The sequence below is a fragment of the Balneolales bacterium ANBcel1 genome (assembly GCA_029688905.1).
Lineage (GTDB): Bacteria > Bacteroidota > Rhodothermia > Balneolales > Natronogracilivirgulaceae > SLLW01.
In genome coordinates, this window is record JARULB010000006.1 from 115,206 (window position 1) to 130,507 (window position 15,302).

Below are 15,302 nucleotides of genomic sequence, written 5' to 3' on the forward strand. Positions count from 1 at the left end.
TACAGTTCCAATGCATTTTTTTGGGATGTCACGATTAAACAGTACGTTAAACTCACCGGCTCCTGTAACGAAAATCCCCCTTGCAGCCGTCATAGAAGCTACAATCATCTCACGGACCGGCGCGCGGTCATCCTTCCTGTAGTGATACATTCTGCCCGCCCGTCATCCACCCAATCCGTTCACCCAAAAACAGCTTCAAGCAAATGAGTCATATTCCAGAAATTCGTACATCCGCGACACAACGTCCCATTGGGGGAATCTCTCTTTTTCTGATGGTGTTGTTGCTTCTCACCAACTGCACGGCAATGGAGGCTACGGCTCAGTCAGAGCAGGTTCCCCATGAAATCGCGCCGATAACCGCTCCCTTCCCGATGCCGCAGCTGGAACGCCCGGCCATCCCCGACCGGGTTTTCGACATCCGGGATTTCGGCGCACAACAGCGGCATGAAAGCGAAGACGAGCTCATCACCGACGCTATCCATGATGCGATTGAAACGGCGCATCGTTCGGGCGGAGGCACGGTATTGATTCCGGAAGGATCGTGGCTGACCGGCCCCATCCACCTGATGAGCAACATCAACCTGCATGTAGAGGAGGGCGCGACCGTCTATTTCAGTGAAAACAGGGAAGATTACCTGCCGGTAGTCCGCCAGCGCCATGAAGGGGTGGAAGCGTACAACTACTCTCCGCTCATCTATGCCTACAAAGTGAAGAACGTGGCCGTAACAGGCAAAGGAGTATTTGACGGTCAGGGACAGCAGTGGTGGGATTGGTACCGTGAATATGGTCCCCCGCCCCGGGCCATCGCCACCAAAGTGCCGCTCAGCCGGCGCGATTTCGGCAAGGGCTCCGGCATGGAGGGCATGAGGCCCAATTTCCTGGTATTCTGGGAGTCGGAGAACATCCTGGTGGAAGGGGTCACGTTCAACGACGGACCGATGTGGAACGTCCAGCTGATTTACAGCAAAAACGCCATCGTGCGGGACGTGACCGTCAACAGCCTTAATGCCCCCAATGGCGACGGACTGGTGATCGACTCATCCAGCGAGGTGCTTATTGAGTACAATCACTTTGAGACCGGTGACGATGCCGTGGTGATCAAATCGGGACTCAATGAGGAGGGCCTTGAAATCAACATCCCTACGGAAAACGTTGTTGTCCGGAACTTTACCGCCCGTGATGTCAGGACCGGCAGCGGCGGTGTGGTATTCGGCAGCGAGACCTCCGGCGGCATCCGGAACATCTATGTGCATGATGCCGTGTTCGAAGGCAGTGACCGCGGTATCCGGTTCAAAACCGAGCGCGGCCGCGGAAATGTGACCGAAAATATCTATGTGCGTGATGTTCGCATGAAAAACATCACCTACGAAGCGATCAACTTCAATACGTTCTATACCGGCCCGGATGTTATCGGACCCGCCCCCGCTATTCGCAACATCGACATTCGAAACGTGGAAATCGACGGGGTCCCCAACGCCATTGTACTCATCGGTCTGCCCGAACTCTGGCTCGAAAACATCACCCTGGAAAACATATCTGTGGTTAACGCAGAGCGCGGGGCACAGCTTACACGCGTAAAAAACCTGGCGATTAAAAATGTGGATATCCGGTCCAGTGACCGTGCGATGACCGCCGAGGATGTCTACGAATTCTCCATCGAAAACCTGCGCCTTACGGATGATACCGGCCAGGCTCCGCTTCTGTTCCGGGGCCGCCATACAGGCGCCGTGTTCTACGGAAATTTCCCGACCGACCAGGTCCGATTCGAGGATGGCCTGACCGATGATATCCTCAAGGAACATATGGACCCGCAAGCCTGGTAGTATATGTATGCCAATTATTTACCTTTCTGGATCGTGGCCGTCCTGCTTGTCGGGACGTGCCATGCCTCCGGAACCTCGCTTTCAGACACACCATCCGGCCTGGAGCATCGCCTGGCCGGTTCTTCGCCGCCACACCCGGAACTGAGCGAATCCGTTCTTTCCCGGTTGCTGGATGTGCTCCATGTCCCTGATCAGCCGATGCATGAACGCGAAGCAGCCGCCCGAATTCTGGATCATACCAGTGTGAATCAGGCCCGTTCTCTTCCGCCGGATTCTCTGATCGATTTCCTGGACCGGCTCCATCTTGTTCCCGCGGATCTGCGATGGTACACCGGACGACTCCTGGTGTATGCCTCAGCCGCACACACTCCCGTCTACGAACACCTGATGACCCTCTCCGCCGGTCATCCAGAGCCCGATGTGCGATACTTTGCGGCAAGGATCCTAACCGCAGCCGGCCCTCATCCGGAAGATCACGATATCTCATTCCGGCACTTTATGGACCTCCATGCGGCGGATGCAGACGCTTCCGTGCGTGAGGCAGCTCTGAGATACATCGAAACGTGCGCATACACGGACAAACGGGCAGTGGACCTGTTTGTACGCCTGCTTCGCAATACCGACCCATCCCGACGGTTTCTTGCGGCAAGAGCTTTGGAAAAGTCCGGGGAATACGCAGGTGACGCACTTCCCCATTTGCTCGACCTGTTGAGCGCTGAAGACGGATACCCCGCGATACGGGCGCAGGCATGGCGGGCATTACGCAGTGTTGGCGGCGACGATCCCCGGATTGCCGGTCCGCAGGCCCCACGCTCTTCTGGTTCGGGTGATATGGTTCCCGGACTGGAACAGCGGCTGGATGCCGGGTTCAGAAGTAGCGCCGAGTCTGACCGGTTCACTTTTCCGGATTCGTTTTCCAAAGGGGAGGCGCTGTTCTCGACAAGAGGCTGGAGAGGCGGTGAGATGCAAATCCCGGCTTTTCCCGGAGCACAGGGATTTGGCAAATGGACTCCGGGCGGCCGCGGTGGCGAGGTCTACCATGTTACCAGTCTGGGCGACGACGGACCGGGCACCCTGCGTGACGCGGTCTCCGAAAGCCATCGGATCATCGTATTTGATGTCTCGGGTATCATTGAGCTCGAGGAGCAACTCGATATCGAGCAACCGTTTATCACTATCGCCGGACAGACCGCCCCCGGCCGTGGCATCACCGTGTCCGGGAGCCGGACACAAATCAGTGCCAATGACATCATTCTGAGGCATCTGCGATTTCGTCCGGGGGATGAATCCGGGCAACGTGACAAAGCCATCAATGTAACTACTGCCGACAACATCATCATTGATCATCTTTCCACCAGCTGGGCCAAGGAAGAGACCATGTCGGTGGTACACAGCGGTCGTGTCACCATCCAGAACAGCCTGATTACCCATGGCCTGGTGGATGCCGGTCATTACAAAGGCGACCGGGGGTACGGCTCGCTTATCCGTGGAGCAGGTCCGGGCAACCGTGATTACGCCCAGGGATCGAATTACAGCTTCATCAATAATCTGTGGGCCCATCAGAGATCGCGCGCACCGCGACCCGGCAACTATCTGGATCATCAGACCGATCCGGTCGGACCCGTTTTCGATTTCCGCAACAATGTCTTCTACAACTGGGGCGGCAACCGATCCGGAGATAATTTTGATGACCACAGTATCAGTCGCTACAACTTTATCGGCAATTACTACAAACCCGGTCCGGACAGCGACGGCCACTACGCGTTTTACGAGGAGTCCCCGTATGCAATGGCTTACTGGCGGGATAACGCGATGGCGGGTGCCGTGCCCGATGACCAGTCGCAGCTTATTCTCGGCCTGGAGGAAATTCCGGGCGATTATCTGCAACCTCAGCCGTTCCATGCCGGGGATTACGGGATCACCCTGAGTGCCCGGGAAAGCTACTACCGTGTTTTGGAAAGGTCAGGCGCCCATCCTCGTGACCACTACGACCGGAACGTGATTGAGGAGGTTCGAACCGGCGGAGGCACCCTGATCGACAGCCATACCGAGACCGTTGGTTTCCCGCATCATGGCCGTGCCCTTCCACCCGTGGATACCGGAGGAAACAGCATGCCCGACTGGTGGTTGATTCGTCATGGTATCCATCCGGAAACAACACTGAATCCTGATGGCGACTTCAACCGGAGCGGATACACCAATATTGAAGAGTACCTCAACGGAACAAGCCTGGATCTGTTCTATCAGGCCGGGAGTCCCGCAAAGAAGTGATTACCGGTTCCCCTTTGTTCGGTGCATACTATTAGATTCCCCATGTGAACAGCCGACGGTGGAATATCTGTCGCTCCATCCTGCCGGTCACTCTTTGCGATTGTCTGCCTTTTGTGTTAACCGGTCGGGGTTTGTTGAACCATACAGATGCCGGAAAAGCCGATTTTTGGCCTTTCCCGGTTCTGTGACCGGGACATGACCCTTTAGCCGACGCATGAATTCCGAGTTCTGCTTTAGAGCTTCGGCAAACGTCTCCAGGTGTTCATCACTATCAGACAAAAAAGTATCTCCTGCTGTCATGCCTGGTTTAATGCATAAATGTTTTCTTTATGCACTGACGCAGGCAGAGCCCCATACTCGTGACATGCAAAGTGAAGATTTATGCAAATTTTCCCGATAACCGGAGTTTTTTGTTCAACTCGGGGAAAAATGCACACCGGCTTTACCGGTTACTTCTAAAGTCAAAAAATTCAGTCAGCTCTCATGGCTTCCATATGGCAGACAAAGTGCTTCAAACGGGCGCGAAGTGTCTTCAATGCACGCCTGATTTGCGTATCTACGGTATTGACAGATATGCCAAGTGTTGCGCTTATCTCCTTGTAGGAAAGTCCGTGCAACAAACGCAGCACCAGGATTTCCCGCCGGCGTTCCGGAAGTGCAGAAATAGCTTGTTGTATGGAGTTGGAGGCGTCCTGCCCGTGCAACTGTTCCATTGGAGACGGAATGCGATCCGGGATATTTGCTTCGGAATCCTCTTTGAGCGGAGTCTCAAAGCGCTTTTTTCGATAGTCGTTGATAACCTGGTGGTAGACCGATCGGTACAGATAAGCTCGCACAGCAACCCTGGGCTCCCAGCGATACCGGTTTTCCCATATTCTGACGAACACTTCCTGCACAACGTCTTCCATCACCTCCTCCTGCTTCACATAACTGTAGGCATATTCGCACAGAGGTGTGTAGTAGGTCTCAAATAAATCGGAGAAAGCCGCCTTGTTATCATTCCTGATCTGTTCGGCCCAATTCATGTCACGGTCGTTAATCCACTTACATTCCATAGCATCAAGGTGTTAAAAAAGCGCTTTCAGCTGTTTGACTTTTTTTACTGTTCTCTATTTATGCCTTCGATCCTGCATCCCCTTCCATGACCGAATGTCGATTATTGTACGGCCAAAGTAAACGGTTAAGTAACCTGTAAAAAAAACACCGGTATCACAACCCGGAGTGATTACATATCAACGCCAATATCCGCGCTTTCATTGATCGTAACTTAATCGGTTACTCTCTAAGTAAGAGAAATTTGAAACGGTTGTCAACAACAATTTCAAAAAAAAATCGCCCGCCGGTAAACTCTTGAAGTTATCGCAGTAAACCGATGTCTTGGAACAGATTACGCACCCTGCTCAGTCAGGCATTACCTTGTAACTGAAATAGTCGAGGGCGTTTTCGTAACAGAGCCGGCCGACCATATCACCGATCATGGTGAAATCCATCGGTACGATGCCCTGCTCCATATCGGAGCCCAGCATGTTGCAAAGCACGCGCCTGTAATATTCATGCCGCGGAAATGAGAGAAAACTGCGGGAGTCTGTGACCATGCCTGTAAAGCGGCTCAGCAGGCTCATGCTGGAGAGTGTTTTCAAATGTTCTTCCATGCCTTCTTTCTGGTCGTGGAACCACCAGGCAGGTCCATGCTGTACTTTGCCGGCGATTCCGTCTCCCATAAAGTTGCCGATCATGGTGGACAGTACGGCGTTATCAGACGGATTCAGATTGTAGAGAATGGTTCGGGGCAAATTTCCGCTCACTGCCAGCCGGTCAAGAAAACGCGAGAGCGGACGTGCAATTTCAAAATCACCGATAGAGTCGAAGCCCTTGTCGGCTCCCAGTTGACGATATCCCCGCGTATTGTTGTTTCTCAGCGCACCGATATGCATCTGAAACGCCCACCCTTTTTCATAGTCCATGAGCGCAAATTCATGCATCATCGCCGACTTGAACTTGCGAATACGGTCATCGGAAAGCCCCTCTCCTTTCAGGGCCGCCTGAAAGATCTCTTCGATCTCTTTTTCGGTGTAATCTTCGGCATAAGGTTCCTCGATCCCGTGGTCAGATGCGCGACAGCCCAGGGTATCGAAATAGTCATGACGCAGCCGCAGCGCTTTCAGAAATGACTCAAAGTCATTGATATCCACTCCGGAAACTTCCCGCAGCCGACCGACATAGTTGAGAAAACCTTCCGGCTCTTCAATCTTCATGGCATTATCCGGACGAAATGTGGGGAACATCACCGGCTCGCTGCCGCTCCGGTTTTCCATATATGCACGGTGGTGCTCCAGCGAATCCACCGCGTCATCCGTGGTGCAAACCACCTCCACATTTTTGTTTTTCAGCAGATTTCTTGTTGAGAACTCCGGACTCGCAAGCATCTCTTCGGTCTGTCTCCACACCGATTCGGCGTTCTCCTCGTTCAGCAGATCCTCAATACCAAAGTACCGTTTCAGCTCAAGATGCGTCCAGTGAAACAACGGATTCTTCAGGGTTTCGGGTACAGTCCGGGCCCACGCGAAAAACTTTTCACGATCGGTGGCGTCTCCGGTAATCACGTTTTCGTCGACTCCGGCGGTACGCATGGCCCGCCATTTATAATGGTCGCCCTTCAGCCAGACTTCCGAAAGGTTTTCGAATTGCTTGTCCTGGTTGATTTCGTCCGGTGGAAGGTGATTGTGAAAATCAACGATCGGCCTGGAAGCGGCATACTCATGGTAGAGTCGTTTCGCGGCTTCGGTCTGCAGTAAAAAATCATCATGGATGAACGGTTTCATAGGAACCACACTTTTTTATTCGAATTGGATATTGGAGGCAGGACAGCCGTATTTCGCCTGCCGGGGCGGGTAATCCGGCCGAATCCTCACACAGATGCCGATTAGCGGTCAACCCGGCCCGATCCGCCCCCTTTCATCAGTTTCTCGACCTCTTCCCGCGACACCAGATTAAAGTCACCGATTATCGAGTGTTTCAGGCATGACGCGGCCACTGCAAACTCCAGCGCGTCACGGGAGTCGTCATAGGTCATCAATCCGCAAATCAGACCTGATGCAAACGAATCACCGCCCCCGACCCGGTCAACGATCTGGATATCGTATCGGGTGGAACGGACCGGTTCGCTGCAATCGCCATCGTCGTGCAGCATGGCGCTCCAGCCATTCCGGCTGGCGGAATAGCTTTCTCGCAGTGTTATGGCCACCGTCTCAAATCCGTATTTTTGACGGATGGATCGGGCCAGCTCACTATAGCCCTCCTCATCCAGTTCTGCCGACTCCACATTGGTTTTGCCCGCCTGGAACCCGAGGCTTTTCTGAATATCCTCTTCGTTGGCGATACTGACATCCACATACTCCATGAGGGGATTCATCACCGCCTGAGCCTCCTTCTCGGTCCACAGCTTCTTGCGGAAATTAAGATCGCAACTCACCGTGGTTCCCGCTTTCTTCGCAGCCTTACAGGCAACTTCCAGACACTCCCGTGCATTCTTCCCCAGTGCGGGTGTGATGCCGGTCCAGTGAAACCAGTCGGCGCCGTCAAACAGCGCATCCCAGTCAACCATCTTCGGGCGCATCTGCGTCACTGCGGATTCGGCCCGGTCATAAACCACTTTTGATGCCCGCTGGCTTGCGCCGGTCTCCAGAAAATAGATGCCGACACGGTCTCCCCCCCGGGCGATATGATCGGTATGGACGCCATGTTTCCGTACGGCGTTGACCGCCGCCTGCCCGATTTCATGCTCGGGTAGCCGCGTTACAAAATGGCTTTCAAATCCGTATCCCGCCAGGGCTACGGCGACATTCGCCTCACCTCCGCCATACGTAGCGTCATAGCGGTCGGTTTGAACAAACCGCGAAAAACCGGGCGTTGCCAGGCGGAGCATAATCTCTCCAAAGGTCACTGTTTTTTTCATCGTTCGGCTATCCTCGTTATACGTTCTGTAAATAGTTCTGCTATTGGCTTTCCTGCCAGTCAGCTACCGCCTTTGAAAGCGCGGCGGCGTTATCACGGATCACATCAATGTTACCGGCACGCACCGCCTTGATATCCACCAGGGCGCTTCCCACCCCAAGGGCGAAGGAACCGGCATCCAGCCAGGCCCCGACATTATCCACCGAAACGCCACCGGTGGGAAGCAGTTTGAGGTGCGGCATAGGGGCTTTGACTCCTTTAATGTAGGAAGGCCCGAGCGTATCCGCGGGAAACACCTTGACCACATCGCTGCCCAGCTCCCAGGCCGTCTGAATCTCTGTCGGCGAGTAGGCGCCTACCGATACTGCTGTTCCGGCACGATTTGCGGTATCGATGATCTCCTTTTTCATTACCGGGCTCACCACGAACGAAGCTCCGGCATCCACCACCTGCTGCGCCATGTCGGCATTGAGCACCGAGCCGATTCCAAATACCATCTCATCCCCCACCCGTTTGATCAGGGACGGGACATGTTTCAGCAGTCCCGGGATGGTCATGGTCGCTTCAATGAGCCGGACACCCCCCTCCAGCAAGGCGTCAACCACCGGATCGAGCTCTTTGGGATCGTCCAGGCGCACCACAGCCACCAGTTTGTGCGTGCCAATCGCATCCAACACCTCTTTTTTTTCCATATGTGTGAAATCCGTTTAGATCGTGTATATAAAGTGATTCTGCATTTCGGGTGCCGCACAGTCTCCGGGTTCCCGCTGCACGTTCGGACAAGCCGCCAAATCAACCGGCGACACTTGCGTCATCCGTCCGTATTCCGCGGGTGAGCACCGAGAACCGCACTCCGGGTCCGACGGCATGCAACACCGTGGAACAAAATCCGGCTACCCGGACTTATTCTGAAAAATAAATTACACCTGGTTCCGGCTTCGCTCGACTTCAAGCGCTGTCCGGATTCCCATCTCCACGCCGCGCAGTACTGCAAGGCCGCGCAGGCGTCCGATGTAGGAGTATCCCGGCGCGGAATTCATATGCAGGCTTCGGAGGATATTCTGACCGTGATCGGGACGGAACGGGATCCTCAGGTCGGTTCTGCCTTCTTTATGCCGGCGCTCCTGCTCCATAATGATATTATAAATAACCTTTTCCATCGCCACATCGCCCTTCAGGTGAAGCGCTTCATGGAACGATCGCCCTTTCTCTCTGCGGACATTCCTCAGGTGCAGGAAATTGAACCGGTGGCCAAGCCGCTTCACCATACCCGGAAGGTCGTTGTCCGGCCGCACACCGTAGGATCCGGTGCAGAAAGTGAGGCCGTTACAGGGAGAGTCGTATGCTTCCACAATCGCCCTGGCATCGGCTTCGGTACTGACCACTCTGGGGAGCCCAAACAGGGGAAACGGGGGATCGTCCGGATGAATGGCCATCCGCACGCCGGCCTCTTCGGCTACGGGAGCGATCTCCCGGATAAACGCGTGAAGATTGGCCCGCAGATCGTCTTCGGAGATACCGTCATAGGAATCCAGTATCTCCTGAAACTCTTCCGGCGTATATCCCTCTTCCGATCCCGGCAGCCCGGCCAGAATGTTTCTGGTGAGCTTTTTTGCTCCCTCATCATCCAGGCTGTTGTAATATGACTCCGCTTCCGTCAGCAGTTTCCTGTCGTATTCCCGCTCAGCGCCCTTGCGCTTCAGCACAAACAGGTCGAATGCGGCCAGGGCCGTTTCATCAAACCGGAGGCAGGTGTAACCCATGGACATTTCGTGATCCAGGTCGGTCCGGGTCCAGTCCAGTACCGGCATAAAATTGTAGCACAGCACCGGAATTCCGGCTTTGCCCATGTTGCGAACCGACTCCTTGTAATGCTCGATATAGGTGCGGTAGTCTCCGGTTCGGCGCTTGATATCCTCATGTACCGGAATACTCTCTACGACCGACCATTTCAAACCGGCATCATCGATCATCGCCTTGCGTTTTTCCAGCTCTTCCAGCGTCCAGACCACGCCGGTCGGCCGATGATGCAACGCCGTCACAATACCGCTGACGTCCGCTTGCCGTATGGCCTCCAGGGTGATGGTGTCATCCGGCCCAAACCAGCGCCATGTTTTTTCAAACTTCACATTCATCGGTGGTATCCTGTCGTTCTCTGTTCACAAAAATCGCCTCAAATATCGGAAATTATGATACGCCATGCATCATGAATATTCCTGGGGAGAGTACTTGGGGCACTTCTTATCGGCAAAGAGCGGTTGGAGGCGGGAGTGCCGCTGGATGCCATCCACCAGGGGGATGCTCACCCAGTCGTCGCCGATCAATGGACGCGCATAGCGAATGAAGTCGTCGGTCACATCATGCCGGTTGTCGGCGATCCACTGCTGCGGGAATTCACGCTCCGAGTTGGCGACCTGATCGAGCGGCACCTTGTCGTACCACACATGGTAGAGGTCACCCGGCATGCGCAGGATGGTGGACATGAAGCCCGATCCATCCTCTTTTGCGATCATCACCGCCTTCTGTCCCACACGGTACGCCTCTTCGAGATCGGTTACGGAGGCATAGATCATGTTGTGGCGCTGGTCGGTGCCCGGAACATTGTTACGCGCCGCGCCACGTGCCGGCAGCCCTTTCTCGTTGAGATGGTTGACCAGCTTCTGGCCCACCGTGATTTTGCTTGCCGAGAACTGGGTGTGCCCGAAGGAGTCTTTGGTTTCACCGATATCCCCCATCGGGAAGCCCTCGCTAACGGCCACGATGGAACGCCCGAACCTGCGGACATTGTCGTTGATGGCGTCGGTCATCTCCTCCAGACTGATATTCGACTCCTTCATGAAAATCTGAAGCGGCATTTCACGATTCGGATCGGCCAGCCGTGCCGCCGCCGGGATAAAACCGATCTTGCGCCCCATAATCTGGATGACCAGCACCGGATCGGCCGGCGAGGATCCGCGGTTTTCTTCATTGGCGTTCTGAATATTCAGAGCCCAGTACCGCGCGACGCTGCCATACCCGGGGGTGTGATCGATAAGCCGGAACTCCGAGTCGCCGACATCGTTGTCGATGGTTTTTGGAACACCGACCCCGATGAGATCCAGGCCCCGCTCCTGTCCAAGTTTGGCCACCTTGTTGGCCGTATCCATGGAGTCGTTTCCGCCGATATAGAAAAAGTATCCGATATCGTGAGCTTTCAATACCTCAATGACGCGGTCAAAGTCCGCTTCCTGGTGTGGCTTAAGCTTGTAGCGGCAGGTGCCGATGGAGCCGGCGGCCGGGGTGGTTCGCAGCAGTGCGATCTCCTCCTCAGGCTGGCGCGACAGGTCGATGAGCTCCTCCTTCAGCACCCCTTCGATGCCATGGTTACCGGCATAGACCGTCCCGAAGGTATCGGGGTAGGCACGGCAGGTTTCCACGATGGCGCGCAGAGAGTTATTTATGACCGGTGTGGGGCCGCCCGACTGGGCGACCAGTACGTTTCGGGCTTTCATGACTGCCTCCTATATTTTCAACCATTCGGTGTGATAGCTTCCGTCCTTGTCCACACGCTCGTAGGTATGGGCACCGAAATAGTCGCGCTGTGCCTGCAGCAGGTTGGCACCCAGACGATCGAGCCGGTAGGAGTCGAAGTAGCTCAACGCCGAACTGAAGGCCGGGATGGGGATGCCGATCCGGGAGGCGGTGGCCACCACTTCGCGCCAGGCGTCCTGTGATTTGTGGATGGATTCCTTGAAATAGGGATCCAGCAGCAGGTTCTTCAGGTCCGGATTTTTGTCGTAGGCATCCTTGATGTGCTGCAGGAAATGGGCACGGATGATGCAGCCACCCCGCCAGATCATGGCGATCCCCCCGAAGTTGAGGTCCCAGCCGTATTCATCGCTGGCGGCCTGCATCAGGCCGAAACCCTGGGCATATGAGCAAATTTTGGAGGCATAGAGGGCATCGCGGATGGCGTTCTTGAATGCTTCGGGGTCGCCGTCAAACGATATTTTGGGTCCCTGGAGGATACCCGATGCCGCCACACGCTCATCCTTCAGGGAGGATATGATGCGCGCGAATACGGCTTCGGCGATGGTAGGCACCGATACGCCGAGATCGAGTCCGGCACGCACCGTCCACTTGCCGGTCCCTTTCTGCCCGGCCTTGTCCAGAATCACATCGACCATGGGTTTACCGGTATCGGGATCGGTCTTGCCCAGGATATCGGCGGTGATCTCTATGAGGTATGAGTCCAGGTCGCCGGAATTCCATTCGTTAAAAGTCTGATGGAGCTGCTCTGCATCCATCCCGAGTACATGTTTGAGCAGCATATAGGCCTCGGTGATTAGCTGCATGTCTCCGTATTCGATGCCGTTATGGACCATTTTCACGAAATGTCCGGCGCCACCCTGACCAATATGTGTCGAGCAGGCGTCCCCATCCACCTGTGCCGAAATGCGCGTAAATATCGGCTCCACCAGTTCGTAGGCTTCTTTCTTTCCGCCCGGCATGATGGATGGGCCCTTCAGCGCGCCTTCCTCACCGCCGCTCACGCCTGTGCCGATATACAGAAACCCTTTGGCTTCCAGTTCCTTCGACCGTCGCTCGGTATCCTGGTAATCGGAGTTTCCGCCATCGATGATCAGATCGCCCTTGTCCAGATACGGCAGCAGCGACTCGATGGTCTTATCGACCGGCGCACCGGCTTTCACCATCAGCATCACTTTGCGAGGTTTCTCCAGGGCATCGACGAACTCCTTGATCGAGTAGGTTGGCAGGATATTTTTGCCGGCGGCTTTCTCTTCCGCGAATTTCCGGGTTTTGTCCTCCGTCCGGTTATACACCGCCACGGAAAAGCCTTTGGACTCCATATTCAACACCAGGTTTTCTCCCATCACCGCCAGTCCGATCAATCCAATATCATATGTTTTCATAATGTCTCAGTTTTTGGTTGTTTCAATAGTTTGTTTTGTCAAATGAAATTGTTTTTACAGGCCTGCTTCGCTGTCCGCGCATGGTCTCCGGCTGCGTCATGAGTACCGGATCATCGCGTTACTCTTTCAGCCGGTACAATATTTCTCCCGCCTTTTCCACGAGCAGCACACCTTCGTCTTCCCTGTTTCTCCACTGTTCGATGTCAATAGTGGCGGGATCCATATACCCGAGGTTGATTTTCTCGCACCTCTCCGGACCGATCTGCGATGCCAGCACCACATTCACATTGGGGGTCTCAATACCGTTTTCATAGGTCCCGCTGCCTTTCACATGGGTGGAGTGGGCCAGAATACCGCGTGGAATGTGGCTGAAGCGATCCATCTGCTTCATGAAATAATCCCTGACATGGTACCCGATTTCATCGATAAGCTTTCCGTGTGTGTAGGAAACCTCGGTGATATGCGGGGCATAAATGATTAAACGCCCTCCTTTCGCGATAACCGGCTCGAGCTTGTACATGCACTTCCCTGCGGTCCAGACATCCTCGTACATGGGCGGGGCCATGGAGAGCACATCGGTATAGGGGGTATCCACAAATCGGATATGTTCCTGGGCGGAAAGGTCGGCCGCTTTCTCGTACGACCGCTCCGGAGCGCCCATGAAGATGCCCTTGATTCCGCTTCCCTTGATCACCATGCTGAAACAGGTTCGGGGAAGATCAATCATCGCCGCGGCCATATCCACCACCTGCCTGACCGGCGTGTAGCGGGTCCCGATGATGTCCCTGTTGGTAATGACCGCCCCCAGCCAGTGGAAAAAATTGAGGATCTCGGGTCCGGATATACCGGGAAAGAAGTACTTGTTGCCGCCCGAAAAACCGACCACCTCATGCGGGAAGGTTGGAGCCAGTATCAGCAGATAGTCGTATTCGTAGATCAGCTTGTTGATTTTGACCACTACGTCCTCGCCGAACAGGCCGCCGGAAACCTCCTCTATTTGCGCTTTGGTGATGACGCCGATTTGCCGGAGCTGGTCGGGATTGTCCCAATGGTGGTTGTGCACCTTGTAGGACGGGACACCCTTTGCCTTGCGTCCCAGCATGTTGTCGATGGCTTCCTCCGACATGGGCTGATGGGTACCCAAAGCCACCAGATATTCCAGTGCGGCGACCCGGTTACCGATATTCTCATGGAGCAGCCGGTAGAGCGTCGCCAGCGGAGCGGTTCGGGTGCTGTCCGGAATAATCACCAGTACCCGTTTGCCGTCAACCGGTACCTCGGCAAGGGCATCGGCAAAAAAGCTGCCCAGTTCGGCATCAGTAAGGTTTTCAGCGGAGCTGATCTTCTCTTTTACCATTTCATCTTCGTGTTATGAACGTATGTGGCTGTTGATCCGGAGGAACACCGGCCGGACTCATCATCATTTCCAGGGGGGTGTTTCGGGAAGGCTGGCCAGGAACTCTTCAACCAGCTGCTCTTCGTACCCGCCGGCATACGTCTCGTTTATAAAACGGTCGGCCGCTTCGTCATGGAACTTCTTCCAGGAGGCGTCCTCACGGCCCGGCATAATCGGGTAAAACAGCGCGTTATTGGCCCGTGCGGCTTTCAGGTCACCGGGTGCGTCGCCAATCATCAGAATATGGTGCGGTTCGTATTTTCCGGATGCGGCCAGGGCAAGGTGCTCTTTTTTGGCCCCCATCTCCTGCCCGGCGATGACCCGGACAAACGAATCCAGCGCGTTCTCCGACCACTCCTTCTGGAGGGCTTCGGTCGGTGTGGCCGAAACTACCAGCATGTCCGCGAGGTCATTGAGTTTTTCGAGACTCTCGCGCACATAGGGAAACGGCGGCATGCCGTACACCATCTCGTCGACGGTGCGGTTGACCGCCTCGCTCCACTCAAGTGCGGTCTCCAGCTCTTCGTTGCTGCCGGTTTCAGCGATGTACTCCTTGAAGGATTGATTGCTCAGCGGCCGGCCCGAGTCGATAAACTTCCGAACCTCCGGCGCTTCGGGAATAGCCACCCCGCGTTTCTTCACATCCTCCCGATCACGGAGCAGATCGAAACCCATTACCAGGGCCGGGAACCGGTTGATACCACGCCATTTGGAGTAGAGATTGACGAATTCGGCCGCCTCTCGCGCATATTTGGATACCGCCTGAAGTTTCCAGTACCGGATGTTATTGGGGATGAAACACTCCTTGTGCTTGATCTCCATGGTATCGAAAACACAGCCGTCGGAATCGATACCGATGAAAAACTTTTTTTCGGGTTGAAGGTCGCGAAGGACGGAGTTGGGTGAGGATTGACTCATGTTGAAATAACGGTTAACGGATGATAG

11 protein-coding genes are annotated in these 15,302 nt (G+C 54.9%); 2 read left to right on the top strand and 9 right to left on the bottom strand.

The genetic code is table 11. The features are described 5' to 3' along the window. The first annotated feature begins 203 nt into the window (after positions 1–203). Positions 204–1,823, top strand: a complete 1,620-nt coding sequence (locus QA596_09560; GenBank protein ID MDG5767711.1) for a glycoside hydrolase family 28 protein — start codon at positions 204–206, stop codon at positions 1,821–1,823. Positions 1,824–1,826: 3 nt separating this feature from the next. Further along, positions 1,827–4,094, top strand: coding sequence for a HEAT repeat domain-containing protein (locus QA596_09565; GenBank protein ID MDG5767712.1), 2,268 nt, complete (start codon positions 1,827–1,829; stop codon positions 4,092–4,094). A gap of 470 nt (positions 4,095–4,564) precedes the next feature. On the opposite strand, the gene QA596_09570 is transcribed toward QA596_09565, so the two are convergent. From QA596_09570 to QA596_09610, 9 genes are all read right to left on the bottom strand, one after another. After that, positions 4,565–5,119, bottom strand: coding sequence for an RNA polymerase sigma-70 factor (locus QA596_09570; protein MDG5767713.1), 555 nt, complete (start codon positions 5,117–5,119; stop codon positions 4,565–4,567). Between the two features lie 375 nt (positions 5,120–5,494). Beyond that, a complete protein-coding gene (gene uxaC, locus QA596_09575) occupies positions 5,495–6,916 on the bottom strand; it encodes a glucuronate isomerase (protein MDG5767714.1) in 1,422 nt (473 codons plus the stop codon). A 101-nt stretch (positions 6,917–7,017) separates the two neighbouring features. Beyond that, positions 7,018–8,049 (bottom strand): sugar kinase, encoded by a 1,032-nt coding sequence (locus QA596_09580; protein MDG5767715.1) that lies wholly within the window; start codon positions 8,047–8,049, stop codon positions 7,018–7,020. 40 nt (positions 8,050–8,089) lie between these two features. After that, positions 8,090–8,740, bottom strand: a complete 651-nt coding sequence (locus QA596_09585; GenBank protein ID MDG5767716.1) for a bifunctional 4-hydroxy-2-oxoglutarate aldolase/2-dehydro-3-deoxy-phosphogluconate aldolase — start codon at positions 8,738–8,740, stop codon at positions 8,090–8,092. 228 nt (positions 8,741–8,968) lie between these two features. After that, entirely contained in the window at positions 8,969–10,177 is a 1,209-nt protein-coding gene (uxuA, locus tag QA596_09590) for a mannonate dehydratase (protein MDG5767717.1), read from the bottom strand. 75 nt (positions 10,178–10,252) lie between these two features. Beyond that, positions 10,253–11,539, bottom strand: a complete 1,287-nt coding sequence (locus QA596_09595; GenBank protein ID MDG5767718.1) for a diphosphate--fructose-6-phosphate 1-phosphotransferase — start codon at positions 11,537–11,539, stop codon at positions 10,253–10,255. Between the two features lie 9 nt (positions 11,540–11,548). After that, the gene (gene gndA / locus QA596_09600) at positions 11,549–12,961 is read right to left on the bottom strand and encodes an NADP-dependent phosphogluconate dehydrogenase (GenBank protein MDG5767719.1); all 1,413 of its coding nucleotides are present in this window, start codon (positions 12,959–12,961) and stop codon (positions 11,549–11,551) included. Between the two features lie 118 nt (positions 12,962–13,079). Next, positions 13,080–14,318, bottom strand: coding sequence for a lactate racemase domain-containing protein (locus QA596_09605; GenBank protein ID MDG5767720.1), 1,239 nt, complete (start codon positions 14,316–14,318; stop codon positions 13,080–13,082). Positions 14,319–14,381: 63 nt separating this feature from the next. After that, complete coding sequence (locus QA596_09610) at positions 14,382–15,275, bottom strand: HAD hydrolase-like protein (GenBank protein ID MDG5767721.1); 894 nt, start codon at positions 15,273–15,275, stop codon at positions 14,382–14,384. Between the last annotated feature and the right edge of the window lie 27 nt (positions 15,276–15,302).

Excerpts from the sequence above, each read along its gene's own strand:
- QA596_09560 (MDG5767711.1), top strand. The coding sequence starts at position 204 with ATGAGTCATATTCCAGAAATTCGTACATCCGCGACACAACGTCCCATT.
- QA596_09565 (MDG5767712.1), top strand. The coding sequence starts at position 1,827 with ATGTATGCCAATTATTTACCTTTCTGGATCGTGGCCGTCCTGCTTGTC.
- QA596_09570 (MDG5767713.1), bottom strand. The coding sequence starts at position 5,119 with ATGAATTGGGCCGAACAGATCAGGAATGATAACAAGGCGGCTTTCTCC.
- uxaC (MDG5767714.1), bottom strand. The coding sequence starts at position 6,916 with ATGAAACCGTTCATCCATGATGATTTTTTACTGCAGACCGAAGCCGCG.
- QA596_09580 (MDG5767715.1), bottom strand. The coding sequence starts at position 8,049 with ATGAAAAAAACAGTGACCTTTGGAGAGATTATGCTCCGCCTGGCAACG.
- QA596_09585 (MDG5767716.1), bottom strand. The coding sequence starts at position 8,740 with ATGGAAAAAAAAGAGGTGTTGGATGCGATTGGCACGCACAAACTGGTG.
- QA596_09595 (MDG5767718.1), bottom strand. The coding sequence starts at position 11,539 with ATGAAAGCCCGAAACGTACTGGTCGCCCAGTCGGGCGGCCCCACACCG.
- gndA (MDG5767719.1), bottom strand. The coding sequence starts at position 12,961 with ATGAAAACATATGATATTGGATTGATCGGACTGGCGGTGATGGGAGAA.
- QA596_09605 (MDG5767720.1), bottom strand. The coding sequence starts at position 14,318 with ATGGTAAAAGAGAAGATCAGCTCCGCTGAAAACCTTACTGATGCCGAA.
- QA596_09610 (MDG5767721.1), bottom strand. The coding sequence starts at position 15,275 with ATGAGTCAATCCTCACCCAACTCCGTCCTTCGCGACCTTCAACCCGAA.